Origin of the sequence: Acidovorax sp. Root267 (assembly GCF_001429215.1) — a bacterium.
Taxonomy (GTDB): domain Bacteria; phylum Pseudomonadota; class Gammaproteobacteria; order Burkholderiales; family Burkholderiaceae_C; genus Acidovorax; species Acidovorax radicis.
Genome location: NZ_LMJC01000031.1, coordinates 299,434 through 325,955 on the forward strand (window position 1 = coordinate 299,434; position 26,522 = coordinate 325,955).

24 protein-coding genes and 1 pseudogene are annotated in these 26,522 nt (G+C 65.4%); 14 read left to right on the forward strand and 11 right to left on the reverse strand.

Annotation, left to right across the window (positions count from 1 at the left end):
* Positions 1–213 precede the first annotated feature (213 nt).
* The 6 genes from ASE39_RS21775 to ASE39_RS21800 all read left to right on the forward strand — a co-directional run bounded on the left by ASE39_RS21775 (position 214) and on the right by ASE39_RS21800 (position 6,253).
* A complete protein-coding gene (locus tag ASE39_RS21775; protein ID WP_057272547.1) occupies positions 214–1,314 on the forward strand; it encodes an ABC transporter ATP-binding protein in 1,101 nt (366 codons plus the stop codon).
* A gap of 70 nt (positions 1,315–1,384) precedes the next feature.
* Positions 1,385–2,677, forward strand: a complete 1,293-nt coding sequence (locus ASE39_RS21780) for an extracellular solute-binding protein (protein WP_057223381.1) — start codon at positions 1,385–1,387, stop codon at positions 2,675–2,677.
* 198 nt (positions 2,678–2,875) lie between these two features.
* On the forward strand, positions 2,876–3,790 hold the full coding sequence (locus tag ASE39_RS21785) for an ABC transporter permease (RefSeq protein ID WP_057272496.1): 915 nt from the start codon (positions 2,876–2,878) through the stop codon (positions 3,788–3,790).
* Positions 3,791–3,821: 31 nt separating this feature from the next.
* Positions 3,822–4,715, forward strand: coding sequence for an ABC transporter permease (locus ASE39_RS21790; protein ID WP_057272497.1), 894 nt, complete (start codon positions 3,822–3,824; stop codon positions 4,713–4,715).
* A 13-nt stretch (positions 4,716–4,728) separates the two neighbouring features.
* Complete coding sequence (locus ASE39_RS21795) at positions 4,729–5,490, forward strand: GntR family transcriptional regulator (protein ID WP_010460732.1); 762 nt, start codon at positions 4,729–4,731, stop codon at positions 5,488–5,490.
* 16 nt (positions 5,491–5,506) lie between these two features.
* On the forward strand, positions 5,507–6,253 hold the full coding sequence (locus tag ASE39_RS21800; RefSeq protein WP_057272498.1) for an aspartate/glutamate racemase family protein: 747 nt from the start codon (positions 5,507–5,509) through the stop codon (positions 6,251–6,253).
* Positions 6,254–6,383: 130 nt separating this feature from the next.
* On the opposite strand, the gene nth (ASE39_RS21805) is transcribed toward ASE39_RS21800, so the two are convergent.
* Both nth (ASE39_RS21805) and ASE39_RS21810 read right to left on the reverse strand, forming a co-directional pair.
* Positions 6,384–7,022 carry an endonuclease III gene (gene nth / locus ASE39_RS21805; protein WP_057272499.1) on the reverse strand — a complete coding sequence of 213 codons (639 nt, stop codon included), beginning with the start codon at positions 7,020–7,022 and terminating at the stop codon, positions 6,384–6,386.
* Positions 7,019–7,981 carry a LysR family transcriptional regulator gene (locus ASE39_RS21810; protein WP_057272548.1) on the reverse strand — a complete coding sequence of 321 codons (963 nt, stop codon included), beginning with the start codon at positions 7,979–7,981 and terminating at the stop codon, positions 7,019–7,021. Before ASE39_RS21810 ends, nth (ASE39_RS21805) begins: the two co-directional genes overlap by 4 nt.
* 96 nt (positions 7,982–8,077) lie before the next feature.
* On the opposite strand from ASE39_RS21810, the gene ASE39_RS21815 reads away from it, so the two are divergent.
* The gene (locus tag ASE39_RS21815; RefSeq protein WP_242421530.1) at positions 8,078–9,577 is read left to right on the forward strand and encodes an amidase; all 1,500 of its coding nucleotides are present in this window, start codon (positions 8,078–8,080) and stop codon (positions 9,575–9,577) included.
* A gap of 67 nt (positions 9,578–9,644) precedes the next feature.
* Positions 9,645–10,631 carry a tripartite tricarboxylate transporter substrate binding protein gene (locus ASE39_RS21820; RefSeq protein ID WP_057272500.1) on the forward strand — a complete coding sequence of 329 codons (987 nt, stop codon included), beginning with the start codon at positions 9,645–9,647 and terminating at the stop codon, positions 10,629–10,631.
* Positions 10,632–10,700: 69 nt separating this feature from the next.
* On the opposite strand, the pseudogene nth (ASE39_RS21825) reads toward ASE39_RS21820, so the two are convergent.
* The 4 genes and pseudogenes from nth (ASE39_RS21825) to ASE39_RS21840 all read right to left on the reverse strand — a co-directional run.
* A pseudogene (nth, locus tag ASE39_RS21825) lies at positions 10,701–11,146 on the reverse strand (endonuclease III); the annotation flags it as partial.
* A gap of 222 nt (positions 11,147–11,368) precedes the next feature.
* The gene (locus tag ASE39_RS21830; protein WP_057272501.1) at positions 11,369–12,946 is read right to left on the reverse strand and encodes a tannase/feruloyl esterase family alpha/beta hydrolase; all 1,578 of its coding nucleotides are present in this window, start codon (positions 12,944–12,946) and stop codon (positions 11,369–11,371) included.
* 326 nt (positions 12,947–13,272) lie between these two features.
* Positions 13,273–13,974 (reverse strand): Crp/Fnr family transcriptional regulator, encoded by a 702-nt coding sequence (locus tag ASE39_RS21835; RefSeq protein WP_082615540.1) that lies wholly within the window; start codon positions 13,972–13,974, stop codon positions 13,273–13,275.
* 201 nt (positions 13,975–14,175) lie between these two features.
* The gene (locus tag ASE39_RS21840; RefSeq protein ID WP_057272503.1) at positions 14,176–14,652 is read right to left on the reverse strand and encodes a GyrI-like domain-containing protein; all 477 of its coding nucleotides are present in this window, start codon (positions 14,650–14,652) and stop codon (positions 14,176–14,178) included.
* 122 nt (positions 14,653–14,774) lie between these two features.
* Here ASE39_RS21840 and ASE39_RS21845 point away from each other — a divergent pair, with 122 nt between their 5' ends.
* Together ASE39_RS21845 and ASE39_RS21850 are read left to right on the forward strand one after the other, a co-directional pair.
* On the forward strand, positions 14,775–15,965 hold the full coding sequence (locus ASE39_RS21845; RefSeq protein ID WP_057272504.1) for a PLP-dependent aminotransferase family protein: 1,191 nt from the start codon (positions 14,775–14,777) through the stop codon (positions 15,963–15,965).
* 7 nt (positions 15,966–15,972) lie between these two features.
* On the forward strand, positions 15,973–16,200 hold the full coding sequence (locus ASE39_RS21850) for a SlyX family protein (RefSeq protein WP_057223410.1): 228 nt from the start codon (positions 15,973–15,975) through the stop codon (positions 16,198–16,200).
* 14 nt (positions 16,201–16,214) lie between these two features.
* Here the strand turns inward: ASE39_RS21850 and ASE39_RS21855 are convergent, their stop codons facing one another.
* Positions 16,215–16,850 (reverse strand): TetR/AcrR family transcriptional regulator, encoded by a 636-nt coding sequence (locus ASE39_RS21855; RefSeq protein WP_010460744.1) that lies wholly within the window; start codon positions 16,848–16,850, stop codon positions 16,215–16,217.
* A gap of 98 nt (positions 16,851–16,948) precedes the next feature.
* Between ASE39_RS21855 and ASE39_RS21860 the strand changes: the two genes are divergently transcribed.
* The gene (locus ASE39_RS21860; protein ID WP_057272505.1) at positions 16,949–19,012 is read left to right on the forward strand and encodes an NADPH-dependent 2,4-dienoyl-CoA reductase; all 2,064 of its coding nucleotides are present in this window, start codon (positions 16,949–16,951) and stop codon (positions 19,010–19,012) included.
* Between the two features lie 66 nt (positions 19,013–19,078).
* On the opposite strand, the gene ASE39_RS21865 is transcribed toward ASE39_RS21860, so the two are convergent.
* From ASE39_RS21865 to pstS, 3 genes are all read right to left on the reverse strand, one after another.
* Entirely contained in the window at positions 19,079–19,762 is a 684-nt protein-coding gene (locus ASE39_RS21865) for a 3'-5' exonuclease (protein ID WP_057272506.1), read from the reverse strand.
* A gap of 83 nt (positions 19,763–19,845) precedes the next feature.
* Positions 19,846–21,381: a CYTH and CHAD domain-containing protein gene (locus ASE39_RS21870; RefSeq protein WP_057272507.1), complete on the reverse strand. Its 1,536-nt coding sequence runs from the start codon at positions 21,379–21,381 to the stop codon at positions 19,846–19,848.
* A gap of 99 nt (positions 21,382–21,480) precedes the next feature.
* On the reverse strand, positions 21,481–22,551 hold the full coding sequence (gene pstS, locus ASE39_RS21875; RefSeq protein ID WP_057272508.1) for a phosphate ABC transporter substrate-binding protein PstS: 1,071 nt from the start codon (positions 22,549–22,551) through the stop codon (positions 21,481–21,483).
* A 295-nt stretch (positions 22,552–22,846) separates the two neighbouring features.
* Between pstS and ASE39_RS21880 the strand changes: the two genes are divergently transcribed.
* Both ASE39_RS21880 and ASE39_RS21885 read left to right on the forward strand, forming a co-directional pair.
* On the forward strand, positions 22,847–24,499 hold the full coding sequence (locus tag ASE39_RS21880) for a methyl-accepting chemotaxis protein (protein ID WP_057272509.1): 1,653 nt from the start codon (positions 22,847–22,849) through the stop codon (positions 24,497–24,499).
* Between the two features lie 63 nt (positions 24,500–24,562).
* Complete coding sequence (locus tag ASE39_RS21885) at positions 24,563–24,766, forward strand: hypothetical protein (protein WP_057223430.1); 204 nt, start codon at positions 24,563–24,565, stop codon at positions 24,764–24,766.
* A 10-nt stretch (positions 24,767–24,776) separates the two neighbouring features.
* On the opposite strand, the gene ASE39_RS21890 is transcribed toward ASE39_RS21885, so the two are convergent.
* On the reverse strand, positions 24,777–26,039 hold the full coding sequence (locus tag ASE39_RS21890; RefSeq protein ID WP_057272510.1) for a sensor domain-containing diguanylate cyclase: 1,263 nt from the start codon (positions 26,037–26,039) through the stop codon (positions 24,777–24,779).
* 91 nt (positions 26,040–26,130) lie between these two features.
* Here ASE39_RS21890 and ASE39_RS21895 point away from each other — a divergent pair, with 91 nt between their 5' ends.
* Positions 26,131–26,475: a DUF6172 family protein gene (locus tag ASE39_RS21895; protein ID WP_010460762.1), complete on the forward strand. Its 345-nt coding sequence runs from the start codon at positions 26,131–26,133 to the stop codon at positions 26,473–26,475.
* The last annotated feature ends 47 nt before the right edge of the window (positions 26,476–26,522 follow it).

A 26,522-nucleotide genomic window follows, 5' to 3' on the forward strand; every position in this document is an offset into this window, starting at 1 on the left:
GAAATTGTTTCTTGGGCCCAAGGCCAGTATAGCCACGCACCTGCTCCCGGCGGTACGGTGATTTACTGCACCACAAAGACTGCTGTGCGGACCCTTGGGGCGCAGGCGCATCGTCCTGTTGGTGCAGTCGTGCACGGTACTGGTGCATTTTGTATGCAAATCGGTAAATACATTGTGTACAAAATTGGCATGGGGTTTGCGTACATCCTCCCCATGCAAGCCCCAACCCCTGCGCAGACCCCTGCCGCCATCGAGATCATTGCGCTGACCAAACGCTATGCCCACGGCAAACCGGCGGTCGATGCCATCAACCTGCGCATTGCCAGCGGCAGCTACTGCTGCCTGCTGGGCCCTTCGGGCTGCGGCAAGAGCACGACCTTGCGCATGATCGCCGGGCACGAGTCGGTGACCAGCGGCGACGTCCTGCTGGAGAACCGCAACATCACCGACCTGCCCGCCGCGGCGCGCGGCACGGCCATGATGTTCCAGAGCTTCGCGCTGTTCCCGCACCTCTCGGCCCTGGACAACGTGGCCTTCAGCCTGAAGATGAAGGGCGTGGCCAAGGCCGAGCGCCAGGCCAAGGCCCGGGATCTGCTCGAGCGCGTGGCCATGGGCCACCTGGCCGAGCGCAAGCCGGCCGAGCTGTCGGGCGGGCAGCAGCAGCGCGTGGCGCTGGCGCGCGCCCTGATCACCCAGCCGCGCGTGCTGCTTCTCGACGAACCCCTTTCGGCGCTCGATCCGTTCCTGCGCATCCAGATGCGCGCCGAGCTGCGCCGCTGGCAAAAGGAGCTGGGCCTGACTTTCATCCACGTGACCCACTCGCAGGAGGAGGCCATGGCCCTGGCCGACACCATGGTGGTGATGAACCACGGCGTGATCGAGCAGGTGGGTTCGCCGCACGAGATCTACAACCGCCCGGCCAGCGAATTCGTGGCGCGCTTCATGGGCGGCCACAACGTGATCGACACGCCCGAAGGCAAGGTCGGCGTGCGCACCGACCACCTGCAGGTGCTGCCGCAGGGCGCGCCTTTGCCCTGGGGGGCCCAGCACATGCAGGCCGTGGTGACTGACGTGGAGTACCAGGGCACCTATGTGCTGCTGGGCCTGCAAAAGCAGGGCGTGGCACTGTCGGCCAATGCCACGGCAGCCTACTCGGTGATGGTCTCCGAAGCCGCCTTTGCTGCGCAGCCCTACACGGTGGGCCAGGGTGTGCAGCTGCACTGGACGCCGGAGCAGGCCCATCCTCTCTCCCTGCAGGCGGTACCTGTGTCCGCGCCCATGGCGACGGCCACTGCCCAGGCCGTGCCGGCCTGAGTTTTCCTCTTTCTTTCGTTGTCCGCTGTCTGTTTCCACCCCTCCACTTTGCAAACCAAGGAGCTTTCCCATGTCCGACGACTCTCGTGCCGATTCCCCCGCTGTTGCCTCTGACACCACCGGCGTGCAGCGCCGCTCGCTGCTCAAGGGCACGGCGGGTATCCTGGCCGCCGGCGTGTTCCCGGCCGTGCACTCGCAGGAAAAGATCGTGCTGCGCTACCTGGGCACGGCAGTGAACCAGGACAAGGCGATTGCCGAGAAGTTCAAGGCCGACACCGGCATCGAGATCCAGTACGTGGCCGTGACCACCGACGACGTGACCAAGCGCGCCGTGACCGCGCCCAACAGCTTCGATCTGATCGACACGGAGTACTTCTCGCTCAAGAAGATCGTGCCCACGGGCAACCTCAAGGGCATCGACACCAAGCGCATCAAGAACGCCGACAAGATCACCACGCTGTTCACCAACGGCATGGTGGCCGGCAAGGCCGTGGGCGACCAGGGCACCGCGCCCAAGAAGGTGATCTACCTGGAAGGCGAGAAGTCCAAGAAGTTCGCGACCGCGCCCACGCAGTTCATGTCGCTGATCCCCACCGTGTACAACGCCGACACACTGGGCATCCGCCCCGACCTGATCAAGCGCCCCATCAACTCCTGGGCCGAGTTGCTCAACCCCGAGTTCAAGGGCAAGACCGCGATCCTGAACATCCCCTCCATCGGCATCATGGACGCCGCCATGGTGGTCGAGGCCATGGGCATCTACAAGTACCCCGACAAGGGCAACATGACCAAGAAGGAGATCGACCTCACGATCAAGACCCTGATCGAAGCCAAGAAGCAGGGCCAGTTCCGCGCGCTGTGGAAGGACTTCAACGAGTCGGTCAACCTGATGGCGTCGGGCGAAGTGGTGATCCAGTCGATGTGGAGCCCGGCCGTGACCGCCGTGCGCACCAAGGGCATCGCCTGCAACTTCCAGCCCCTGAAGGAAGGCTACCGCGCCTGGGCTGCCGGCTTTGGCCTGCCGGCCACCCTGTCGGGCAGGAAGCTCGATGGTGCCTATGAGTTCATCAACTGGTTCCTGGACGGCTGGGCCGGTGCCTACCTGAACCGCCAGGGCTACTACAGCGCCGTGCTGGAGACCGCCAAGTCCAAGATGGAAGCCTACGAGTGGGCCTACTGGATGGAAGGCAAGCCCGCCACGCAGGACATCAAGAGCCCCAATGGCGACGTGCTGGCCAAGTCCGGCGCGGTGCGCGACGGCGGCAGCTACGAGTCACGCATGGGCGGCATCGCCTGCTGGAACGCGCTGATGGACGAGAACAACTACATGGTCCAGAAGTGGAACGAGTTCGTCGCGGCATAGGAAGCACCCCCTGAGGCGCTGCGCGCCTTCACCCCTCTCTCGAACCGCTGCGCAGTTCGGGAGGGGGACGCTCCCAGCGCACGCAAGCGAAGCGCTGCATTCGCAGCTTGGCGGCCCTTGCGCGGGAGCACTGGTCTTCGGCAGCGCCAGTTTCGACGGCCGTTGACCGATGCGATGGATATCTGATTTGCAAACACCATGAGCACTACCCACACATCGACCTTGCCTGCAGCTGCCGTTCCCGGGCGCGGCATTGCCGCCTGGTGGCAGGCCGCGCCGTTCACGCTGGTGTTCGCGCTGTTCTTCCTGGTTCCACTGGCGCTGATCGTGATGGTCAGCTTCTGGGACTTCAACGAGTACGAGCTGCTGCCGGGCTTCACGTTCAAGAACTACGTGTCGATCTTCGCGGGCTGTGGCGATGCGTCGGAGGGGCTGTGCGTCACGCTCAAGACCTACTACTCGACGCTCAAGTTCAGTTTTCTCGTGTGGCTGATCACGCTGGTGATCGGCTTCACCGTGGCCTATTTCCTGGCCTTCCACGTGCGCTCCTCGGGCATGCAGACGCTGCTGTTCGTGCTGTGCACCATCCCCTTCTGGACCTCCAACGTGATCCGCATGATCTCCTGGGTGCCGCTGCTGGGGCGCAACGGCCTGGTGAACCAGAGCCTGGTGGGCATGGGGATGGTCGAGCAGCCGGTGGAGTGGCTGCTGTTCTCGGACTTCTCGGTGGTGCTGGCCTTCGTGCACCTGTACACCATGTTCATGATCGTGCCCATCTTCAACAGCATGATGCGCATCGACCGCAGCCTCATCGAGGCCGCCAGCGACAGCGGTGCCAGCGGCTGGCAGACGCTGTGGAACGTGATCATCCCGCTGTCGCGTACCGGCATCATCATCGGCTCCATCTTCGTGATCACCATCGTCATGGGCGACTTCGTGACCATCGGAGTGATGGGCGGGCAGCAGATCGCCTCCATCGGCAAGATCATCCAGGTGCAGACCTCGTACCTGCAGTTCCCGCTGGCGGCGGCCAATGCCGTGATCCTGCTCGCGGTGGTGCTGATGATCATCTGGGGACTCACACGCCTGGTCGACATCCGCAAAGAGCTGTGAACCGCGCCACCAACACCGACAGGACACCCGCATGAAAGCCCGCATCCGCGAATCCCGCCCGGCCAGCTTCTGGCTGCTGGCCATCGTGTTCAGCCTGTTCGTGCTGTTCATGTACGGGCCCATGTTCGTCATCTTCATCCTGAGCTTCCAGGGCCCCGAGGGCGGGCTCACTTTCCCCATGCGCGGTGTATCGCTGCACTGGTTCTACGAGCTGGCCGAAGGCCTGGGCGTGGTGGACATCGGCGCGGCACTGTGGCGCTCGCTCGGCCTGGGCCTGGCGGTGATGCTGTGCACGGTGCTGCTGTCGGTGCTGGCCGGCCTGGCCTTTCGCAAGCGGCTGGCAGGCGGCAACACGCTGTTCTTCATCGTCGTGGCCAGCCTGATCATGCCGTCGATCATCGTCTCGCTGGGCATCGGGCTGGAGTTCCGGCTCATCGACAACGGCATCAAGGCGGCCCTCGAATGGCTGGGCATGGAGAGCACGCTCGAGGGCTACGGCACCTCGCTGGGCCTGTTCACCTCGGCCCTGGGCGCGCACCTGACCTGGACGCTGCCATTCGGCCTGCTGATCATGTTCGCGGTGTTCAACCGCTTCAACCCCGCGTACGAAGAGGCGGCGCGCGACCTGGGCGCCACGCCCTGGCAGGGCTTTGCCCATGTCGTGCTGCCGCTGATCGCGCCCTCGGTCGTGGGCATCGGCATGTTCGGTTTCACGCTCAGCTGGGACGAGATCGCCCGCACCTCGCAGGCCATTGGCGACGTGAACACGCTGCCGCTGGAGCTGCAGGGCCTGACCAGCACGGTGACCACGCCGTCTATCTACGCACTGGGCACGCTGACCACGGTGGTGTCGTTCATCGTTATGGGCATCACGCTGGCGCTGGTGTGGGCTTTGGGCCGCAGGCGCAAAGGTCGTTCGGGGTAAAAACGGCACCCCTATGACGACCACCATTCCCAAGCCCCGGCGCGCACGCGCTGCGGCTGCCGAACCGACCGCCCAGCCCGAGGCCCCAGGCCAGCTCAGCGACAACGATATGTACGACCGCATGGTGTCGGCCATCCTCGACCACCGGCTACCCCCCGGCACCAAGCTGGTGGAGGACAAGCTGGCGGCGGCCTTTGGCGTGTCGCGCACGCGCGTACGGCCCGTGCTGGTGCGGCTGGCCAATGAGCAAGTGGTCACGCTCACGCCCAACCGGGGCGCATCCATTGCCCAGCCTACGCCGCAGGAGGCGCTGGAAGTGTTCGAGGCCCGCCGCCTGCTGGAGCCGCGCCTGGTGGAGCTGTTCATCGCCAACGCCACCGATGCTGATATCGCCGCGCTGCGCACCTGCATCGACGACGAAGAGGCCGCGCGCGCCAGTGGCGACATGCGGCGTGCCATCCGCCTGTCGGGCGACTTTCACCTACACATCGCGCAGGCCGCCGGGCACCAGACGCTCGGGCGCATCCTGCGCGAGCTGGTGTCGCGCACCTCGCTCATCCTCATGACCTACAGCCCCAGCCACGCACAGACCCGCGAAGAGGCCACGGCCTGCGGCTGCCGCGAGCACCGCGCGCTGATCGACGCCATCCGCCTGCGCGACGCGCGCGAGGCGCCCCGCCTCATGCTGGCGCATCTGGCGCGCATCGAAACGCAGCTGGAGTTCACCCCGCCGGCCAGCGATGTGCCCGATCTCGCGCAACTGCTGGGCGCCTGAATCCCGACACGTCGCCATGCGCCAGCTGCTCGTCATCAACCCCAACACCTCGGCCAGCGTCAGCGCCTTGCTCCAGCGGCATGTGCAGGCAGCCGCAGGCTCGCATGTGGCGGTGCGCACGGCCACGGCGCGTTTTGGCGCCCCCTACATCGCGTGCGAGGCCAGCTACGCGGTGGCGGCGCATGCGGCGCTCGATGCCTGGGCGCACGACCTGGCGCAGCCCCATTCCCGGCCCGATGCGGTGCTGATCGGCTGCTTTGGCGACCCGGGCCTGATGGCGCTGCGTGAAAGCAGCCCGGTGCTCGTGACCGGCCTGGCCGAAGCGTCTTTTATCGAAGCGGCGCGCCATGGCCGCTTTGCCATCGTGACCGGCGGCGAGCGCTGGGGGCCCATGCTGCAGCGCCTCGCGCAGGCGCTGGGCCACGCGCATGGGCTCGCGGGCATCCACACGGTGGCCCCGACAGGCGCCCAGCTGGCTGCAGACCCAGAGGCCGCGCGCGCGTTGCTGACCCAGGCCTGCCGCGACGTGGTGCGGCAGATGGGCGTGCAGGCTGTCATCCTGGGCGGGGCAGGACTTGCCGGCATGGCTGCTGCGGTGCAGCCCCAGGTGGCCGTGCCGGTGATCGACAGTGTGGTGGCCGGTGCCACCTGGGCCCTGCGGGCTCACCCCGTCCCGCCAGAGCGCAAAGTGCCCGGCTTCGATGTGGCATGGGCGGGGGTGTCGGGGGAGATGGCGGCCTTGGGCACAGCCGGGGTTGTTTGACACTGCTGGGCAGACCACTTGGTCTACGACGGCGCTGGGAGGGCCGTTGGCTCTCAAGTTATACGTATTTTTGGCATCTGGCGCTTATCCAGTAAGCGCGAGTAGCTATAAAAATAGAAGCAGCCTGCGTTCAAGGCGCCAGCGTCTTCGGCTGGTAGTCGCAATACTCACTCACCACACACTCCCAGCAACGCGGCTTGCGTGCCTGGCACACATAGCGGCCCTGCAGGATGAGCCAGTGGTGCGAATCCACTGCGTAGGCTGCAGGCACGCGCTTCATCAGCTGCATCTCCACCGCCAGCGGGTTCTTGCCCGGCGCCAGGCCTGTGCGGTTGCTCACGCGGAAGATGTGAGTGTCCACCGCCATGGTGGGCTCGCCGAAGGCCACATTCAGCACCACATTGGCCGTCTTGCGGCCCACGCCGGGCAGGGCCTCCAGCGCCTCGCGCGTGCGGGGCACCACACTGCCGTGCTGCTCCACCAGGATGCGGCAGGTCTCCATCAGGTTCTTGGCCTTGGTGCGGTACAGGCCGATGGTTTTGATGTAGCCCTCCAGCCCGTCAATCCCCAGGTCCAGGATGGCCTGCGGCGTGCCCGCTACGGGGAAGAGTTTGCGTGTGGCCTTGTTCACGCCCACGTCGGTGGCTTGGGCCGACAGCAGCACGGCGGCCAGCAGTTCGAACGGGGTGGTGTACTCCAGCTCCGTGTTGGGCAGGGGGTTGGCCGCCTTGAGGGTGGCGAAGAAGGGCTCGATGTCGGAGGTCTTCATCTGGATTTGGGTGGGGATGTCTTTTTTCTGGAAGGCACGGGTGGTGCCGCTGCATTGTCCCGCAGCTGGCCGCGCAGGAATTCGAGGAACATGCGCACGGCGGCCGGCAGGGTGCGGCCGTGCAAGGTCTGCAGCTCGGTATAGCGCGCGCCCATGCCGGGCTCGCGGATCTGTGCGGCGTGCAGTTCGCCGCGCTGCACGCGGTCGCGCACCGTGACCTCGCCCGAGATGGACAGCCCCCCGCCGTGCAGCACGAAGTGCATCAGGGTCTCGAAGTGGTTGCACACCAGCGCGGGCTCGAACACCAGGCCGCGCTGGCTGCAGCCGATGTCGAACAGCTGTCGCACGGTGTTGTCGCGCTCGGGCAGGGCGATGGGGTAGCCATGCATCTGCGCCAGCGTGACCGACGCGAAACGCGCCAGCGTGTGGTCCTTGCGCATGATGGCGATGACGGGTGATGCCTGCCGGTGCTGCACGGTGATGTCGCGCTCGGCCGAGCGGCTGTAGGTCAGCCCGATGTCGGCATCGCCGTTGAGCACGGCGGTGGTCACGGCCGCCGGGCTGACCACCCGCAGGTGGAACTGGATGCCCGGGTACTGCGTGCGGAAATGCGCCATCACCCGCGGCAAAAATTCGATGGCAAAGCCGGCCGAGCTGCACACGCGCACCAGCCCGGTGTGCAGGCCCTGCAGCGCCTGAATATCCGAGACCACGCGGTCCGCCTCCAGCGCGCCGCGCCGGGCGTAGGCCGCCAGCAGCTCGCCGGCGGCGCTGGGCGCCATGCCGCGCGGGCGCCGCTCGAACAGCGGCACGGAGAGCAGGTCTTCGAGCGCGGCCACCTGCCGGCTCACGGCCGAGGGCGACACGTTCAGGCGCGTGGCGGCCTCGCTGACCGAGCCGCTGCGCACGACCTCCAGAAAGTAGCGCAGTGCCGTGTCCTGAAGCCGGGTCGAAAGCATGGGGCCGCCTTGGGGTGTGGGTTGCATAAAACGCAACGATAACCTCAGAAATCGTCGATTGTCGAAACGCAAGGGGCTGCTTATGCTGACTTGCAAATGACACAATCCTCCAGCTCCGCCACATCGACCACGCCCGCGCAGCCTGCCCAGGGCAGGACACCGGGCGGCATCGTCGGCCACACGGCCACCAGCCTGTCGCGCGCCATCCACGCCCGCGACGTGTCGTGCGCCGAGGTGCTCGACGCCTACCTGGCCCAGGTCGACCGGCTGAACCCCGTGGTCAATGCGCTGGTGGCCCTGGCAGACCGTGACGTGCTGCGTGCGCAGGCCGCCGAGCGCGATGCGCAGCTGGCGCGCGGCGAGAGCCTGGGGCCGCTGCACGGCTTTCCGCAGGCACCCAAGGACATCATGCCCGCGGCCGGCATGGTCACCACGCGCGGCTCACCCATCTTTGCGGGGCAGGTGTCCACCACCGACGCCGTGGTGTTCGAGCGCATGCGCGCGGGCGGCGCGCTGTTCATCGGCCGCAGCAACTCGCCCGAGTTCGGCCTGGGCGGGCACACCTACAACCCGGTGTACGGCACCACGCGCAATGCGTTCGACCCGGCTGTGTCGGCCGGTGGCAGCAGCGGCGGGGCAGCGGTGGCCGTGGCGCTGCACATGCTGCCGGTGGCCGACGGCTCGGACATGATGGGGTCGCTGCGCACGCCGGCGGCGTTCAACAACGTGTACGGGCTGCGCACCTCGTTCGGCCTGGTGCCGCACGGGCCGACCGAAGAGGTGTTCTTCCAGCAGTTCAGCGTGGCCGGGCCCATGGCGCGCAACATCCCGGACCTGGCACTGCTGCTGTCGGTGCAGGCGGGCTTCGATGCTCGGCTGCCGCTCACGCGCCGGCACGAGGACGTGGCCTTGCTGGGGCAGCCGCTGGAGCGCGACTTCCGCGGTGCGCGCATCGGCTGGCTGGGCGACCTGGGAGGGCACCTGCCCACCGAGCCCGGCGTGCTGGCCACCTGTGAGCGGGCGCTCGCGCACTTTCGCACGGTGGGCTGCACGGTGGAATCCGTGGTGCCTGCGTTCGACATGGCCCAGCTGTGGAACGCCTGGATCGACCTGCGCAGCTTCAGCGTGGCGGGGGCCAATGCGGCCCTGTACCGCAACCCCGACACACACGCACTGCTGAAGGCCGAGGCGGTGTGGGAGATCGAGCGCGGCATGCGCCTGTCGGCCCTGCAGATATACGACGCGGCCCGTGTGCGCAGTGCCTGGTACCAGGTGCTGCGCGGCCTGTTCGAGCAGTTCGACTTTTTGGTGCTGCCGGCCGCGCAGGTCTTCCCGTTCAATGCCGACCTGGACTGGCCGCATGCGGTGGGTGGCCGCACCATGGACACCTACCACCGCTGGATGGAGGCCGTGGTGCCTGCCACCATGGCCGGCCTGCCCGCACTGGCTGCGCCTGCGGGCTTCGGGCCCGGGGGCTTGCCTGCAGGGCTGCAGATCATCGGTCCGGCGCAGTCCGATGCGGCCGTGCTGCAGGTCGGGCACGCGTACGACCAGGCCAGCGGCCATGCCCGTGTGCCGAGCCCGTTGCTGGGTTGATGCGCGCTGTTTTCCCCACCGTTTCGCCATCCCGCCCTTACCGCACTTTTTGACCGGAGAACTCCCCATGTCCTTGCCGCGCTCCCGCTTCGTATCGTGTCTCCTGGCCAGCGCATTCGTGCTGGCAGCGCCCGCCGTGTCCTGGGCGCAGCAGATCTATCCCGACCGGCCGGTGAAGCTGGTCGTCCCGTTCGCGCCCGGCGGCGCCACGGACATCCTGGGGCGCCTGCTGGCCACGGCGATGGGCGAGCGGCTGGGCCAGCCGATGGTGGTCGAAAACAGGCCGGGCGCGGGCACGGTGGTGGCCGCATCGCTGGTGGCCAAGGCACCGGCCGACGGCTACACCCTGCTGCTGGGCGCCAACACCACGCTCACCATGAACCCCGCCATCCGCACCAACCTGCCGTACGACCCGGTGCGCAGCTTCACGCCCATTGGCATGGTGGCCGACATGGGGCTGCTGCTGGTGGCCCACAACGATGTGCAGGGCAGCACGCTCAAGGACATCGTGGCGCAGGCCAAGGCCGCGCCGGACAAGTTCTCGTACGGGTCCTACGGGACCGGCTCGTCGGTGCACTTCGGCGCCGAGATGCTCAAGGCCACCGCGGGCTTTCCGATGCTGCACGTGCCCTTCAACGGCAGCTCTCCCAACCTGACTGCGCTGATGGGCGGGCAGGTGCAGCTGGCGGTGGACACGGTGGTGGCCTCCACCCCGCTCATCAAGGCCGGCAAGATCAAGCCCATCGCCGTGCTGAGCCCGCAGCGCCTGGCGTTGTTGCCCAACGTGCCCACGGTGGCCGAGAGCGGCTACCCGGGCTTCGACATGGGCTCGTGGTTTGCGTTCGTCGCACCCGCAGGCCTGCCCGCACCGGTGCAGAAAAAGCTGGAGAAGACCCTGGCCGACACCATGGCGTCCGCCGAATTCAAGAAGAAGCTGGTGGACATTGGCATGACCCCGGCCTGGGGCAACGGCGACGCGCTGCGCGCCCGCATCGAGCGTGAGCTGCCGCTGATGCGCGCCGTGGCGGCGCGGGCGGACATCCGCGTCGATTGATCAAGAAGGCAGCGCGGGGCTCGCTCAGGCCGTGCGCTGCACCGCCAGGCACAGCCAGCAGGCAAACGCGCCCGTGCGGTTGCTCACGCGGAAGATGTGCGTGTCCACAGCCATGGCGGGCTCGCCGAAGGCCACATTCAGCACCACATTGGCTGTCTTACGGCCCACGCCGGGCAGGGCTTCAGTGTCTCGCGGGTGCGCGGCACCACGCTGCCGTGCTGCTCCACCAGGATCTGGCAGGTCTGCAAAAGGTGCCTGGCCTTGCTTTTGTACAAACCAATCGTCTTGATGTAGCGCTCCAGCCCCTCAAGCCCCAAGTCGAGGATGGCCTGCGGCGTGCCCGCCACGGGAAAGAGCTTGCGCGTGGCCTTGTTCACGCCCACATCTGTGGCCTGGGCAGACAGCAGCACGGCGGCCAGCAGCTCGAACGGGGTGGTGTACTCCAGCTCCGTGTTGGGCATGGGGTTGGCCGCCTTGAGGGTGGCAAAGAAGGGCTCGATCTGCGCGGCTTGCATGGGGCGGGGTATTTTTGCGGGTAGGTGCCGCATTGTCCCGCAGTGGGGCTGTGTCTCTGCGGAGTTGGATCTTCGTGGCTACCATTGCGCAGACATTGTTCAGGCCATGCCCGTTTTAGCGGAGGGTGGATTCGTTGGCCGCAAGGCGAGCCGGGGTACCGTGCCAAACGCGCTGATGACGCCTCTGGCACGGCAGCCAACCCCATTGGCTCACGGATTGCGTTAGCTACATGCGTAGTTCGACGCCAGTTTTGCCGCGTTCGCGTCGTTGGCGGGACCGGTGTAGCGCGGGTACTTCGGGTACTGGCAAAGCGGTCTTTCGAACTGCACCGCCCCATTTGCCGGGTCCAGTTTTTGAGCGGTCAGGGTGCCAGGCGCAGCTTTGTCGGTGACCCAATTGTCGAGCGCGGTCAGCAGGTCGGCCGTGTCGGCACCGGGGCCGCCAGCGCAGTGATCAACACCCGGCGCAATGTAAAAACGCATGAAGGCGTCTGCGGCACTTTGCCCTCCTACTTTGGAAACCACATTGTTGTAGTACTGGGCAGTGTTGTTCTTGCTCAATGCGGCATCATTGCCCCCGTGCCACAGAATCAACTTCGCACCGCGGTCAACGAATGGCTGGATGTTGCTGTTCGTTGCGTCATTCAGGGCAGCCATCGCACTGAGCGCGCTCTGGTTCTGATCCCACGGTGAGTAGGCTAAGGAGTTGGCGCTGGGATCGCGCGCCAAATAGTTCTTCACGGTTGTGTCCTGGAAGAGGTATTGCAACGCGGTGGTCACGTTGCCGTTGCCCGTGACCCAGAGGCCCATGGCTGTGGGGCTGTCCTCGTTCCCGGTAAGGCTCCAGCCGGCGTTGCGGAACGTAGGGCTGCCGGCAAACACGGCGTCGGTGGTCCACGAGGAGACCACGGCCAGCTGCGCATCGGACAAACAGGTGTCGCCCGTATCTGCGCCCCCAGCGCAGCGCAAGCTGGCAGGGTTGAATGCGGCAGAAGTGCAGGCTGACTGATTGGAAACAACGCCGTCGACCACACCATCCAGGCCGTCGCACGCGTCGCGCACGGACTTTGCCAGCAACGAAGTCTTGGCGGAAGTGAACGCGCCACCGGGCGCCGCCAGCGCCTTGGCGGTGCGATTGAAGGCCCCCATGAAACCAACCCAGTTGTATGCAGGCGCACGTGCAATCACGCCGTCAAACAGTTTGGGATAGCGCTGCACGTTCATCAACCCTTCCCGGCCACCGTTTGAGCACCCTTCGTAGTACGACTTCGATGGCAACTGCCCGTACGCTGCCGTGACAGCTTCGATGGCTGTTGCCATGACCGTGGGGACCGACAGGCTCCCGAATAGTTGTGCCGCAGTAGGGTCTGTGAGTGCGAAAGACGCATCGAGCAAGCTGCCTTGATGGCCGGAATCGCTGGAAGCGGTGGCATAGCCTTGCTTGAGGGCGGACGCTGACAGCGCAACGTCCGGGATGGCGCCGTTGTAGCCTCCTCCGCCCGCGTAGTGGAGTTTTCCGTTCCACGAATCCGGCAGGCGAATCTCGAAATTGAGTTTGGGGGCCAGCGTGCCGTTGACCTTGCAATAGGTCGGAGCCGGACCGCTGGCGGGGACCACTGCCGCCGTGAGCGCCGCGCCGCCGATTGTCTTGCCCGAGAGTGTTGCGCACGCCTGCTGCGCGGTAGAGGATGCCCTGACAGCGTCGTTGTCGTTGCTGCCGCCACAAGCGGACAGGGAAATTATGGAGGCCGTGACTACGGCAGATCCGACGCTGGCTGAACGAGAGCGAGTGGGTTTCATGTCCTATTTCCTTGTTGAGAAAACAAGGCGATTTGATTCCTACAGCCAGTTCGACACTGTCCCTGGGCGTACATTTGTGATAGGGGGTTACGCTAATGCGGCGGGGGAATTTCGCTGCGTTGGGCGCCTCTCTTACGAGCGATATCAAGGGCTCCGCGTCTGGTGAAAGAGGTGCTTTTGAAGCCTCGGGCGTATGCAATATTTCTTGATTTGGGGCTGCGGTAGTGGTGAAAGCACCTCCGCAGTGGGTGGGCAGAATGCCTCGCCCTTGAGGCTTGGCGACCTGCACGGCTGCAAGCCGGCACGTTCCGGCCGTGGCCAGAGCCTTATCCGGCGTTGCGCGCGAAACTGCCGAGTGCTTTCAAATCCAAAATCTGCAAGTTACCGTAGTTGGCGCGCACGAGCCCTGCGGTTTCCAACGCCTTGATCGCGGCATTGGTGCGCTGGCGTGACAGGCCAGCAAGCTCGCCCAACTCTTCTTGCGAAACGAAGAGCGCAGAACCCATCCCGGGGTACAGCACCGGGTTGAACAGGCTCAGGATTGCGCGCGCCAGCTTGAGCATCGGATCGTCGATGCGGTCGGTTTCCACCATACCCATGAACTGGCCGAGCCGCTCGTTAAGGTGGTCCAGCACAAAATGGTTGAAGGAGAGACTGGTGTCCAACAACCAGCGGAATGTCGCCCGCGGAATGTGCACTGTCATGCTTTGCTGCATGGCCACGATGTCGTAGTGCCGGGGCGCAAATTTCATTACCGAGCCCTCGCCGATCCAGCTCCCCGCAGGAATTCCGCTATAGATCAGCGATTTTCCGCTGCGAAAGTCTTCGCTTGCCTTGAGCAGCCCCTCCACCACACCAATCCAGGAATTCGCGGGTTCGCCTTTGCGGGCTACGAATGCCTTGTCCGCGTGCCGTTCTGCGTACGCGTCCTCCAGCACGCGGTGGCGGGCTTCTGACGACAGCAACTGCATCCACTTGGTTTCTTCAAGCCACGCGGCGATGGGTTTTGATGATCCGGATTTGCGCATTCAGGGATCTCCGAGGGCAGGCATTCGCAACTATTTTCACGCGGCGTGATGCGTCTTCAGTCGCTAGGCGCTTGCGTATGCACCGCAAACGCCTTGTATGCGTGCGAGTTCTGCGGTCCAGAGCTTGTGCGAAAAAAAGTCCGATTGAAGCCGTGACCGTGACCGTGGCTGCGGCCCCTTGCTCCTTGCTGATGTGGGTGCTCAGGGCGCACGCTGCACCGCCAGGCACAGCCAGCACGGAAAGGCGCCGGTGAGCGGGTTCACCGCGAAGTGCTCGTCATACACCTCGATCGCAGGTCGCGCGGCCAGTTCCCAGCCCGCAGGGATTTGTCCCGGTGCGGTCATGCCAGCCCAGGCCACGCCCATCTCGGGCCCGGTGCCTGTGAATTGGATGCAAGCGTAGTCGCCCCCCGCAAAGTCCTGCACCAGGGCCTCGGTGCCCGTGCGCAGCCCGACGCCCACCTGCACGCAGGCGTCATAGCGGCATTGCTCGGGCGGCGTGCACGCGGGGTTGTCGTGGCTGATGCCGTAGTACTTGGGGCGTGGCTCGCTTAGGCCGCGATCACTGCACCACTGGCCAAAGCGCTCCCAAAGCTGCGTGAGGGCCGGGCCGTAAGGACCGGTCTGGCGCATGTAGGCGAGGCGCATGGCGGGCAACTGGCGGATTTCTAGGGGCATGGTGGTTTGCCTGAGAAGGATTGGGGGACGGTGGGGACAGGGCTACAAGTCTAAGCCGCAGGAAACCTGCACGCCAATTAGCGACAATGCGAAATTCCTAGTCTGCCAACCACACCGCCGCCATGCAATTTGCCGACCGCCTGAACAACGTAGAAACCTCCGCCATCCGTGAGCTCTTCAAACTGCTGGGCAAGCCCGGCATCATCAGCTTTGCGGGCGGCTTTCCGGACAGCGCCATGTTCGATGTGGAAGGCATCCGTGCCGCCAGCAACGCAGCGCTGGATGAAGAACCCGGCGGCGCGCTGCAATACGGAGCGACCGAGGGCTACAACCCGTTGCGTGAGCAACTTGCCGCCTTCATGGCCAGCAAGGGCGCGCAAGATGTGGCGGCCGACAACCTCATCGTGACCACCGGCAGCCAGCAGGCGCTGGATCTTTTGGGCAAGACGCTCATCAGCCCCGGCGACAAGGTCATCGTGGAAGGCCCGACCTTCCTGGCCACCATCCAGTGTTTCCGCCTGTATGGCGCAGAACTGATCAGCGCCCCCATCGACGGCAACGGCGTGAAGACCGACGAGCTGGAAAAGCTGATCGTCGAGCACAAGCCCAAATTCGTCTACCTGATCCCCACCTTCGGCAACCCCAGTGGCGCCATGCTGAGCGCCGAGCGCCGAAAGGCCGTGCTGGAGATGGCCGTCAAGCACAACACCCTGATCGTCGAGGACGACCCCTACGGCGACCTGTACTTCGGTGACGCGCCACCCCCCAGCCTGCTCAACCTGTCGGCCAGTGTGCCCGGCAGCCGCGAGCTGCTGGTGCACTGCGGCAGTTTGAGCAAGGTGCTGTCGCCCGGCCTGCGCGTGGGCTGGATGATTGCCCCGGCCGAACTGCTGGGCAAGGCCACCATGTGCAAGCAGTTCAGCGACGCGCACACCAGCACCTTTGCCCAGGCCACGGCGGCGCAGTACCTCAAGGCCGGCCGCATGCCAGCCACGCTGGCACGGGTGCGCAAGGTGTACGGTGAACGCGCCCAGACCATGGGCGACGCGCTGCGCAAGGAGCTGGGCGATGCCGTCGACTTTGTGCAGCCCCAGGGCGGCCTCTTTGTGTGGGCGCGCCTGACCGGCGCAAGCGGCAAGGTGGCCGACGGCAACGTGCTGGCCAAGCGCGCGATTGAAAAGGGCGTGGCCTTCGTGCCCGGCACGCCGTTCTTCTGCGCCAACCCCGACCACGCCACCTTCCGCCTGTCGTTTGCAACGGCCGATGTGGACAAGATCCGCGAAGGCGTGGCGCGGCTGGGCCAGGCGATCTGACGCATCAATGTCTGATACAAACGATCTTGCCAACGTTCTCCAGCGCCTCGAAAGCCTGGAGATCAAGGCCAGCTACACCGAAGACCTGCTGGACCAGCTCAACATGACGATCTACCAGCAGCAGCAACTGATCGACCGGTTGACGCACGAGGTCATCCAGCTGCGCCAGCAGGCGCCCGAAGGTGGCTCGAACGGCCCGCGCAATCTGCGCGACGAGCTACCGCCGCATTACTGATCTGATTTTTCGATCTAGGCCGTCACGGCCCGCCACGCCGCGTCCGCCAGCTCTGCGCGGTACGTGGTGGGCGAGGGTAGGCCACCACCCAGACCTGAACGTTCGGACAGCCACGCCCTGCAATAACTCTGCACCGGCCCCATCACCAGCGATGGCATCAGCTCGCAAGGCAGGTCACGCAGCGCGCCCGACTGGCGGTGGGGCTCGAACCAGGCCACCAGTGCCTGGTTGCGGCGCCGTGCCGCCTCGGCCAGGTCGGGCGTGCGTTGGCCGGCCGCCACGGCGCCGCGCGCCTGGAACAGAAAACGCGCCCGCTCAGGCTGCGCCACCACCCAGTCCAGATAGCCCGTAACCAGGGCCTGTACGCCCGCTTCGACGCCCTGGGCTGCGTCCAGCTGTGCCTGCACGCTGCGCGACTGGTCGTGAAAGATGTCGAAGAACAGCGCGGCCACGATGCCGTCGCGGTTGCCAAAGTGGTGATAAATGCTGCCAACGCTGGCCCCACAGCGGGCGCGCACACCGTCGATGGAAACGGCATCCACACCACCTTCGGCCGCGCAGGCGAGGGCGGCGTTCAGGATGTCCTGGCGGCGGTCGGTGCTGGCTTCGGCGGGAACGGCGGAGGGGCTGGGGGTGATTCGGCTTGCCATGGAACGGGATTCTAGAATAAAGTTCTAGAAAAACCTTCTACTCCCCACGCAACACCATGTATTCCTCCGCCACCACTGCGCCCGCACCTTCTGCACCCATGCCGCCCGCCCCGGGCGCCGCCTTGTATCCGCACCTGCTTGCCCCTTTGGACCTGGGCTTCACCACGATCAAGAACCGCGTGCTCATGGGCTCCATGCACACGGGGCTGGAGGACGGGCGCGACCTTTCGCGCATGGCGGCGTACTTCCGCGAGCGGGCCGAGGGCGATGTGGGATTGATCGTGACGGGCGGCTTTGCACCCAACATCGCGGGCTGGGCCAAGCCGTTTGCGGGCACCTTGTCCACCTCGGGCGCCGCCCGGCGCCACCGGGTGGTGACCGATGCGGTACACGGCGCGGGCGGCAAGATTGCGCTGCAGATCCTGCACACCGGCCGCTACGCCTACCACCCGCTGGCCGTGGCGCCCTCGCGCCTGCAGTCGCCCATCTCGCCCTTCACACCCTTTGCGCTGTCGGCACGTGGGGTGGAGCGCCAGATCCGCGCGTTCGTGAACTGCGCCGTGAAGGCGCGCGAGGCCGGCTACGACGGTGTGGAGGTGATGGGCTCGGAGGGCTATTTCATCAACCAGTTCCTGTCGCAAACCACCAACCTGCGCACCGACGCCTGGGGCGGCGACTACAGCCAGCGCATGCGGCTGCCAGTAGAGATCCTGGCGCGCATGCGCGAGGCCGTGGGGCCGGACTTCATCATCATCTACCGCCTGTCGATGATCGACCTGGTCCCCGGCGGCAGCGCCTGGGACGAGATCGTCACCCTGGGCAAGGCCGTGGCCACCGGTGGGGCCAACATCGTCAACACCGGCATCGGCTGGCATGAGGCGCGGGTGCCCACCATTGCCACCAGCGTGCCGCGCGCAGCGTTTGCCTGGGTCACGCAGAAGATGAAGGCCGAGTTCGCGGCCGCAGGCATTGCCACGCCGCTGGTCACGTCCAACCGCATCAACACGCCCGAGGTGGCCGAGCAGGTGCTGGCGGATGGCTGCGCCGACATGGTATCGATGGCGCGGCCGCTGCTGGCCGATGCTGCGTTTGTGAAGAAGGCTGTAGAGGGCCGGGCCGACCGCATCAATACCTGCATTGCTTGCAACCAGGCCTGCCTAGACCATGTGTTCCAGAACAAGACCAGCAGTTGCCTGGTGAACCCGCGTGCCTGCCATGAGACGGAGCTGGTCTACCGCCCGGTGTCGTCGCGCAAACGTGTGGCGGTGGTGGGCGCGGGGCCTGCGGGATTGACCGCTGCCACGGTCGCCGCCGAGCGCGGGCACGAGGTGCATCTGTTCGACGCGGCCCCGGCCATCGGCGGCCAGCTCAACATGGCCAAGGTGGTGCCGGGCAAGGAAGAGTTCCACGAAATGCTGCGCTACCTGGCCACGCGGGTGGAGGACACGGGCGTGCAACTGCACCTGAACCAGCGCGTGCAAGCCGCCGACCTGGCGGGCTTTGACGAGGTCATCGTCGCTACCGGCGTGGAGCCACGTGACCCGAAGATCCCTGGCCAGGACCACCCCAAGGTGCTGAGCTACATCGACGTGCTGCGCCACGGCAGGCCGGTGGGCGAGCGCGTGGCCATCATCGGCGCAGGTGGCATTGGCTTTGACGTGGCCGAATTCTTGACGCATGGTGACCATCCTTCCACCACGCTGGACCTCCCGGCCTGGAAGGCCGAATGGGGCATCACCGACCCGGCTGCGGCGCGCGGCGGCCTGGTACCCACGGGGCCACGCGCTACGCCACCCGCACGGCAGGTGACGCTGCTGCAGCGCAAGAAGGGCAAGCTTGGCGCGGGCCTGGGCAAGACCACGGGCTGGATCCACCGGACCACGCTGAAGATGAAAGAAGTGCAGATGGTGAGTGGCGTGAACTACGAGCGCATCGCCGACGAGGGGCTGCTGGTGTCATACGGCGACAAGCGCGAGGACCCCACCTGGATCGCTTGCGACACCGTGGTGTTGTGCGCTGGGCAGGTGCCCCTCTTCAGCCTGGCGCAGGATCTGGAGGCTGCGGGCCACAAGCCCCATCGGATTGGCGGCGCGCTGGAGGCCGGGGAGCTGGATGCCAAGCGCGCCATCGACCAGGCGGCGCGGTTGGCGGCGCGCCTGTGAGGTGAGTGCAGCGGGATCTGAAGAAAAATACGCCGCTAGCGCCTGATGGGTAAGCGCTAGTAGCTATTATTTTGATAGTGGGTAACTGGGGGCCACCGCACCCTGCTGCGGGGCAGAACTCTCCAGCGCGTTGAACACCCGCAGCGCCGCCCAGGCATCGTTGGCGGCGTAGACCAGCTGGGCTTCGGTCAGTCGGGCGTTGGCCCAGTTGGAGGTGGCGGCCTTTTTGGATTTGATGAAGCGCCTGTTGAACAGCACGGCCACCGCGCCCTTCACGCCCATGTCCTTGCGGTAGCCGCGTTGGCGGAACACGGTGTTGAGCTCCAGCACGTCGGCCGGTTGCACGCCCAGTTTGTGTTGGATGCGCTTGGTGTCATCCCCCAGGCCAAAGCCCGCCTTGGTCACGCCGTGCAAAGCCAGCAACTCGGCCACGCGGGCGCGGCAGCCGGGGTCGTGCAGCTGGAATACCCAGGCCGTGTCGAGCGTGGCCAACTGCACGATGTGGGGTCCATCGGACTCCTCGCCCTGCACGAAGGTGGGTTTGGATTCGGTATCAAATCCCCAGGCGCTGGCCGCCGCCAGGGCGTTGCAGGCCTTGTCGGCCTGCTCCGGGGTCGAGACGAGGGTGATGCGGTCCGTGCCCAGCCGCTCGAAAGGGTCCAGCAGGGCGATCTGGTCTTTGTCGGGGGTGGCGTGGTGGGCGGTGCGCGAAGGCGGGTGGGGGCGCCGGGGAGGGGGTGATGCCGTCATGGGCCCATTGTGCCGTCCCCGCTTGGGAGCCCTGCCGTGCCCCACGCCGGGGCAGGGGCGCATCCGCCTCTGTGGCAGCGCTCTCAACGCTGGGCGGTCTTGTGCAGGTGGGGCATGTCGGCAATGTGACCCAGGGCCTCTTGGCAGGCTGCTATGGTCAATGCCTGCCGTGCAGCCAGCCAGCCTACGCCAAACCAAGCCCTTGGGTCGGTGGCGGCAACCTGGCCATACAGCGTACAGGCCACACGTTCGTCGCCCAGCCGGCCCATGGCCGCCAATGCGGGCTGCAGGCTGGCGAGGAAAGCGTGCCCCTCTGCGTCCAGCGCAGGCTCCACAAATTCCGTGAGGTAGCGCAAACGCTTGAGTCGTTTGCGCAGGCGGTGTTGTTCCTCCGCCGGCAGCGCTTCAAAGCCCTGGGCGCCTTCGCGCACCTTGGCATGCAGGCTGTGCATTCTTTTTTGCAGCAGGCGGCGGGCGTCCTTGGCATCCAGGGCCTCTCCCCCGGTCGCGGACGGGGCATCGAGGCCCTGGGCTGTGAACGCCATGAGGGCGATCAACGCCGCTTGGAACGCTGGCGTGCGCACGATGGCAGCGGCGCAGGGGCCGGGGGCTTCTTTCATCGCCGCACGCACCTCCAGCGCGGGCGCGCCAGCATCGCGCATCTCGGCAACGATGGGCTGCAGGGCCTGGCCCCGATCGCGCAGCTGGCCCAGGCGCTGGAACACCTCCACCAGCGTCGGCTCCCAGGCGGGGTCGAGCGCGCCGGGGGCCAAAGGCGCCAACTCGCGCAAGGCCGTGCGCAGCCGGCGGATGCCGATGCGCAACTGGTGCACGTGCTCTTCATCGCCCCCGCCTTCCACGATCTCGCTGGCATTGCCCAATATTTGCTGGAGGCAGTGCGCCACCACAGTGCGCTGCAGTTCGCGCCCCTGCAGAAAGTGCTTTTGGGGTGCGCTGGCCTTCATCGGGGCGGCCTTGGTGGCGGGCCGGGCCCATTGCGGGGCCAGCAAGCGTTCGCCACGCTCTGCCTTGGACACCGTGCTCAGAAACAGCCCATGCCGTGTGGTCCACCGGGTGGCGAGGGCCGCCAGGCCTGCCAGCGGCCCGGCTTTGAGCTCCAGCTCCAGCTCGCAAATGCGCGCCTCTTTCTGCTGCGGTTTGCCGCGATGGGCAATAACCCGTCCGGTGTCCAGGGCCAGCTCCACCACCCCGCCCTTGAAGGCGATGTCCCGCCTCACGCGGTCCATCTCGGTGCCATAGGTTTCGGTCAGCGGGCCGGCGGCTGCCTGCAGCGCGTGAAGCAGCCGAGTGCCTGCCACGGTGCCGGCGTGGAGTTCAGGCTGCGGCTCCGGGGCAGGGCCGGTGGCGTGGGCTTGGCCCCGGTCCACGTTGTGCTCCTCGCGGTCCAGCGGGCCGTCGCCCAGGGCCTTGACGGTCTGCACCCACTGGTTGCCTTCGCGGCGCAGCCGAAAGGCAATGCCGCGCGACGACAGCGCTGCATCGGGCGTGTCGAAGTAGCGGGCCTCCATGCGGATTTGCGCATGTGTGCCCCGGCGCGCTGCGGCCTGCACTGCCGCCAGGCGCTCAGGGGGGATGCAGAACTTGAACTCGATTTCCATGAAGAATGCGCGCTGTGAGGGGGAGGGCAGAACCGGCCAGTGAAGGATTATAAATATTTCAAATGAATGGCCGGAATGGCGATATTCATGGGTATTGAATTATTGCTGCGAAGGTGCGGACGATGAAATCAGGCTCATCCCCAGCGGAGTGCCATTTTTATCGCGAACGGAGGTAATCGCCTTGAACGCCGATGCCTGAACCCGGTCTGGTAAGCGCACAAAGTTGTTTTCATGGACGAGGGTGTCGCCATTGAGAAACGACCAGATAATGAATTTGAGGGCCTGCGTGGTTTGCTCCGGGTTCTGGGTGATCTTGGGGAACACCACAAACGTGCCCATGGTGATGGGCCACACGGATTTGCCGGGCTTTTGCGTCAAGGTGTTGTTGAAGGTGCCAGTGGCCGGCCATTCGCTGTTGGCCAGCGCGGATTTGAACGCATCGATGGAGGGTTTCACAAAAACCCCCTCGGCATTCTTCATCTGCACCGATGCCAGGCCGTATTCGGCCACATACCCAAAATCCACATAGCCAATGGCGCCCACCGTGTCGCGCACGCCCTTGGCCACACCCTCACTGCCTTTGAACGCCAGAAATCCTTCGGGCCACTTGATGCTGGTTTTGGCCCCGTGGGCTGCCTTCCATTTCGGGCTGACCTTGCCCAGGTAATCGGTGAAGTTGTAGGTGGTGCCCGAGCCGTCGGCGCGCACCACCACCTTGATGGGCATGTCGGGCAGTGGCGTCTCGGGATTCAGCGCGGTGATCTCCGGGGCATTCCAGCGGCTGATCTCGCCCATAAAGATGCGGCTCAGCACTTCGCCAGTCAGTCGCAGCTGCGTGTTGTGCACCTTGGGCAGGTTGACGATGGGGCTGATACCGGTGATGGCCACGGGCAGGGCGAGCAAACCATGTTCGATGAGGTCCTTTTCGGGCGGGTAGACATCGGTGGCGCCGAAGCCCACGGCCTGCTGTTGGATTTTTTTCATGCCTGCGCTGGAGCCCACTGGGTCGTAGTCCACGCTGGAACCCGTGGCCTTGGCGTAGGCCTTGGCCCAGCTGCGGTAGATGGGCGCTGCGGCCGATGAGCCAGCGCCTGTCACGGCCTGTGCGCTGGCCTGGCCCAGTTGTAAAAGCGAAAGAGCCAGGGTGAATATGGCATAAATATATTTCATGTTTTTGGTGTATTGATTTTTATGAATAAAGATATATCAAGGAAGTTTCAATCCCGGGCTGGTGCCGGTCAGAGCCAATCTGGGCGATTTCCGGTGCGAAGCATATCAAAGCGGAGGTGATTTTAACTATGGCAATACGGGGGCAAGGTTTCTGCAATCGTCATTATTTTGTCATTTGAAACAATTAGTATCTTTCGTGGTGGGGGTAGAACCTGGCGGGCAAGGCACAACCACCAACCCTTGTTGTGGCGTAGGCCCCAGTCGCCCACCCTGTGGACCTTCACGAGAGATTCAGATGCTTCAAAAAATCAAGATTGGCACCCGGCTTTTCCTGGCGTTTGCAGTGCTTTTGCTGCTGATTTCTGCCTTGGCCGCCGGGGGCATCAGCGGCGCCAAGCGCCTCACGGAGCGCAGTGCGGCGCTGTATGGCGACCGGACGGTGCCCTTGGGCGTGTTGGCGGAGATCAGCCACCTCACGCAGCGCAACCGGGTTCTGGTGATGGACATGCTGATGGACCCGGGCACCAGCAACCTGCAGGCCAGCCACGCCGCGTTGACCGCCAACGTTGAGCGCATCCACACGCTGTGGACGGCCTACTCCGGCAAGGCGCTGGGCACCGAGGAGCAAGGCCTGGCGCAGGCCTTTGCCGATGCCAATGCCAACTACCTGGACAAGGGGTTGATCCCTGCGGCCTCCGCACTGCTGGCCGGCAAGTACGACGATGGCTCGGAGCTCTACATCAACCAGATTCGGCCCAATGCGGCCAAGGTGCAGGACGCGATCGAGCAACTGGTGGCACTGCAGATCAACGTGGCGGCGGCGGAGTTTGCGGGCGCGCGGGAGATGAGCAACACCATTCACTGGTGGATGCTGGCGGCCACCGGCCTGGCCCTGGTGGTGGGGGCTGCGATGGCCTGGGTCATCACCCGCTCTATCTCGCGCCCCTTGCGCCAGGCGGTGGTGCTGGCCCGCACCGTGGCGGGCGGAGATCTGAGCGCGCAGATCGATGTGCGCGGCACGGATGAAACTGCGGAATTGCTGGGCGCCCTGCGGGAGATGAACCACCAGCTGGTGCGTGTGATCACCGAGGTGCGGACCAGCACCGAGACGGTGGCGCAGGATGCTGTGCTGATTGCGGGGGGCACGGAAGACCTTGCGCGCCGCACCGAGGTGCAGGCGGCCAACTTGCAGGAGACGGCGGCTTCGATGGAGCAGCTCACCATCACCGTGCAGCACAACACCGACAATGCCCACCGCGCCACCGAGCTGGCCCAAGAGGCTGCCAAGGTGGCGAATGAGGGTGGCAGCGTGATGCGCGACGTGATTGCGACCATGCAGGAGATCAGCATGCAGTCGCAGAAGATCACGGACATCATCAAGGTGATCGACGACATCGCGTTCCAGACGAACCTGCTGGCCCTCAATGCGGCGGTGGAGGCGGCCCGTGCGGGCGAGCAAGGGCGCGGCTTTGCCGTGGTGGCGGGGGAGGTTCGTGGGCTGTCCCAGCGCAGCAGCACAGCCGCCCGTGAGATCCGGGGCCTGATTGGCGCCAGTGCGCGCGGTGTCGAGCGCGGGTCCCTCTTGGTAGGCCAGGCCGGCGAACGTGTAGCCCGCACCGTGCAACGGGTGGACCAGGTGATGGAGCTGATCAGCGAGATCAAGGATGCAGGGCAGGAGCAGGCCCGTGGCATCGCGCAGATCGGCGAGGCCGTGCGGCAACTGGACGCCGCCACGCAGAAAAATGCCGTGTTGGTGGATGACAGCTCGTCGGCATCCGCTGGCATGAAGAACCAGGTCCGGCGCCTGCTGGAAGTGATCCACCAGTTCAGGTTGGCGCCCGACGGCTCTGGGGGGGCCGCGGCATTGCCGCACCGGAGTGGGCGGCAACTGCCTGCTCTGCAAGCGGGGGTGACATCCCCGAAGCAACTTTCCATGGCTGCGCGTTAGCGTGAAACACTGCACTGGCACGGCGCAGGTCACCAGACGTCTTCGTGGTGGAGCCACCATCCCATGAACCGCACGGATGTACTGATCGCCATTGCCGAGGTAGCGCGGACGGGTGGTGCTTCCGCGCCCGAAGACGCCATCTCGCAACTGGCCGTGATCATCGATGGCCTGGAGCTGTCGAGCCGTGGCTCCGAACAGGTGATGGAGATGCTGCTGCGAATTGGTGCCTGCCTGTGGAACCTTCAGCAGGACCGCATGCGCTTGTGACACGCCACCGCTATTCGCCCAGGGGTTCCAGCGAAGCGATCTGGTTGCGCCCCTGGTGCTTGGCCAGGTACAGCGCCTGGTCAGCGCGGTCGAGCATGTCGCGCAGGCTGCGGTCCGCCTGGCGGAAGGTGCTCAGGCCCAGGCTGGCCGTGATGCCGTAGGTGTGGCCTGTGTCATCGCCGAGCTGCAGGGCGCGAACGCCGAGCAGGATGCGCCTTGCCACTTCCAGGCCCTCGTCCATGCTGGTCAGCGGCAGCAACACGCCAAACTCTTCGCCGCCCAGGCGCCCCACGGCGTCGCTGGCGCGCAGCTGGCTTTTGACGGCATGGGAAAAGGCCACCAGGGCGCGGTCGCCTTCCAGATGGCCAAAGCGGTCGTTGATGGATTTGAAGTGGTCAAGGTCCATCATCAGCAGCGCGAGTGGCTCGCCATTGCTGCGTGAGTGTTCATACACCGACTCGGCGCATTCCAGAAACGCGCGGCGGTTGGCCATGCCGGTGAGCATGTCGGTCGTGGCCAGGCGGTGCAGCTCGCGCTCCAGGTTCTTGCGCTGCGTCACGTCACGGTAGATGCCCTCGACCCCCGCAAAATTTCCGGTATGGTCGTACAGGGCATGGCTGCTGATGGAGATATCGATCACGGTGCCGTCACGCCGCACCATCTGGCCCGGAAAGTCCGATACCTCGCCGTTTTCCAGGATGGCGGCCTTGAAGGCGTCGCGGTCGGAGCTCTGCGGGTAATAGGACTCGGCCGTGCGGCCTTCGATCTCGTGGGGCTCGTAGCCCAGTACCCGCCGCACGCCAGGGCCTACATGCTGCACCACGCCTTGGGCATTGGTGCGGTAGTAGACGTCCTGCAGGTTCTCGAACAGGCGGCGGAAGTTCTGCTCGCTCTCACGCAGCTGGGCCTCGATCTCGCTCTGGTGGGTCATGTCCAGGCCGCACATCAGCACGGCGGGGGCTCCCTCCCACTCAATGGCCACGCTGGTGATCAGCACCATGCGCAGATTGCCATGCACCGTGCGAATGCGGAACTCCGACGGCTTGTTGGGCTGGCCGGCCTGCGGGGGCTCGGCCACCTGCTGAACGCGGTTGCTGGAGCGTTGCAAGTCCACGGGGTGTACGAATTCGCCATACGGTCGCCCGATGAGGATGTCGGTGCTGTGGGCCTCCAGCAGCTGCGCACTGGCCACATTGGCAAAGCGGATGGTGCCCTCCTGCGTGACAAGCACAGCCGCTGGCAGCATTTGCAGCAGACGGAGGTCGTGGAACATCGGGCTTGGCGGTAACCAAAAGTAATGCTCCATTGTGGCACTTGGGTGCCTGGATTGGAATCCATGTCTGCGGCAGGCGGTACCATCGCCCATGAGAAAAACTTTCCAACTCCACGTTGAAGGCAAGAACCGCGACCGCGTTCTGGATGCCGTCAAGCACGAAATCCGCAAGTACATCAAGCGCGAACGGCGCCGCGACCTCCCCGAAGGCGCCGACTTCTGGGACTTTGACTGCCAGTTTGGCCGCACCAAAGAAGAGGCTGTGGTGGCACACCTGTCGGCCCTCACCGGCCTCATCAATGAGGTGGCGGCCGAAGGCGGTGCTCAGTTCTATGTCGAAGTCCTGGCCAAGCCCGCCAAGCGCAAGCCACGGCTGCCGGGCGAGGCGCAAGGCGCTGAGGGGGATGGCATGGACGAAGGCGACGAAGCGGCCTGAACCTGCCGGCACCTTGGCGGCCGCCCTGCACCGTTCTTCCAAAGGCT

Excerpts from the sequence above, each read along its gene's own strand:
- ASE39_RS21865 (WP_057272506.1), bottom strand. The coding sequence starts at position 19,762 with ATGACGGCATCACCCCCTCCCCGGCGCCCCCACCCGCCTTCGCGCACC.
- ASE39_RS21855 (WP_010460744.1), bottom strand. The coding sequence starts at position 16,850 with ATGGCAAGCCGAATCACCCCCAGCCCCTCCGCCGTTCCCGCCGAAGCC.
- ASE39_RS21815 (WP_242421530.1), top strand. The coding sequence starts at position 8,078 with ATGACACAATCCTCCAGCTCCGCCACATCGACCACGCCCGCGCAGCCT.
- ASE39_RS21885 (WP_057223430.1), top strand. The coding sequence starts at position 24,563 with ATGAACCGCACGGATGTACTGATCGCCATTGCCGAGGTAGCGCGGACG.
- ASE39_RS21845 (WP_057272504.1), top strand. The coding sequence starts at position 14,775 with ATGCAATTTGCCGACCGCCTGAACAACGTAGAAACCTCCGCCATCCGT.
- ASE39_RS21800 (WP_057272498.1), top strand. The coding sequence starts at position 5,507 with ATGCGCCAGCTGCTCGTCATCAACCCCAACACCTCGGCCAGCGTCAGC.
- ASE39_RS21775 (WP_057272547.1), top strand. The coding sequence starts at position 214 with ATGCAAGCCCCAACCCCTGCGCAGACCCCTGCCGCCATCGAGATCATT.
- ASE39_RS21830 (WP_057272501.1), bottom strand. The coding sequence starts at position 12,946 with ATGAAACCCACTCGCTCTCGTTCAGCCAGCGTCGGATCTGCCGTAGTC.
- ASE39_RS21890 (WP_057272510.1), bottom strand. The coding sequence starts at position 26,039 with ATGTTCCACGACCTCCGTCTGCTGCAAATGCTGCCAGCGGCTGTGCTT.
- ASE39_RS21780 (WP_057223381.1), top strand. The coding sequence starts at position 1,385 with ATGTCCGACGACTCTCGTGCCGATTCCCCCGCTGTTGCCTCTGACACC.
- ASE39_RS21840 (WP_057272503.1), bottom strand. The coding sequence starts at position 14,652 with ATGCCCCTAGAAATCCGCCAGTTGCCCGCCATGCGCCTCGCCTACATG.
- ASE39_RS21810 (WP_057272548.1), bottom strand. The coding sequence starts at position 7,981 with ATGCTTTCGACCCGGCTTCAGGACACGGCACTGCGCTACTTTCTGGAG.
- ASE39_RS21785 (WP_057272496.1), top strand. The coding sequence starts at position 2,876 with ATGAGCACTACCCACACATCGACCTTGCCTGCAGCTGCCGTTCCCGGG.
- ASE39_RS21870 (WP_057272507.1), bottom strand. The coding sequence starts at position 21,381 with ATGGAAATCGAGTTCAAGTTCTGCATCCCCCCTGAGCGCCTGGCGGCA.
- pstS (WP_057272508.1), bottom strand. The coding sequence starts at position 22,551 with ATGAAATATATTTATGCCATATTCACCCTGGCTCTTTCGCTTTTACAA.
- ASE39_RS21880 (WP_057272509.1), top strand. The coding sequence starts at position 22,847 with ATGCTTCAAAAAATCAAGATTGGCACCCGGCTTTTCCTGGCGTTTGCA.
- nth (WP_057272499.1), bottom strand. The coding sequence starts at position 7,022 with ATGAAGACCTCCGACATCGAGCCCTTCTTCGCCACCCTCAAGGCGGCC.
- ASE39_RS21895 (WP_010460762.1), top strand. The coding sequence starts at position 26,131 with ATGAGAAAAACTTTCCAACTCCACGTTGAAGGCAAGAACCGCGACCGC.
- ASE39_RS21795 (WP_010460732.1), top strand. The coding sequence starts at position 4,729 with ATGACGACCACCATTCCCAAGCCCCGGCGCGCACGCGCTGCGGCTGCC.
- ASE39_RS21835 (WP_082615540.1), bottom strand. The coding sequence starts at position 13,974 with ATGCGCAAATCCGGATCATCAAAACCCATCGCCGCGTGGCTTGAAGAA.
- ASE39_RS21850 (WP_057223410.1), top strand. The coding sequence starts at position 15,973 with ATGTCTGATACAAACGATCTTGCCAACGTTCTCCAGCGCCTCGAAAGC.
- ASE39_RS21860 (WP_057272505.1), top strand. The coding sequence starts at position 16,949 with ATGCCGCCCGCCCCGGGCGCCGCCTTGTATCCGCACCTGCTTGCCCCT.
- ASE39_RS21820 (WP_057272500.1), top strand. The coding sequence starts at position 9,645 with ATGTCCTTGCCGCGCTCCCGCTTCGTATCGTGTCTCCTGGCCAGCGCA.
- ASE39_RS21790 (WP_057272497.1), top strand. The coding sequence starts at position 3,822 with ATGAAAGCCCGCATCCGCGAATCCCGCCCGGCCAGCTTCTGGCTGCTG.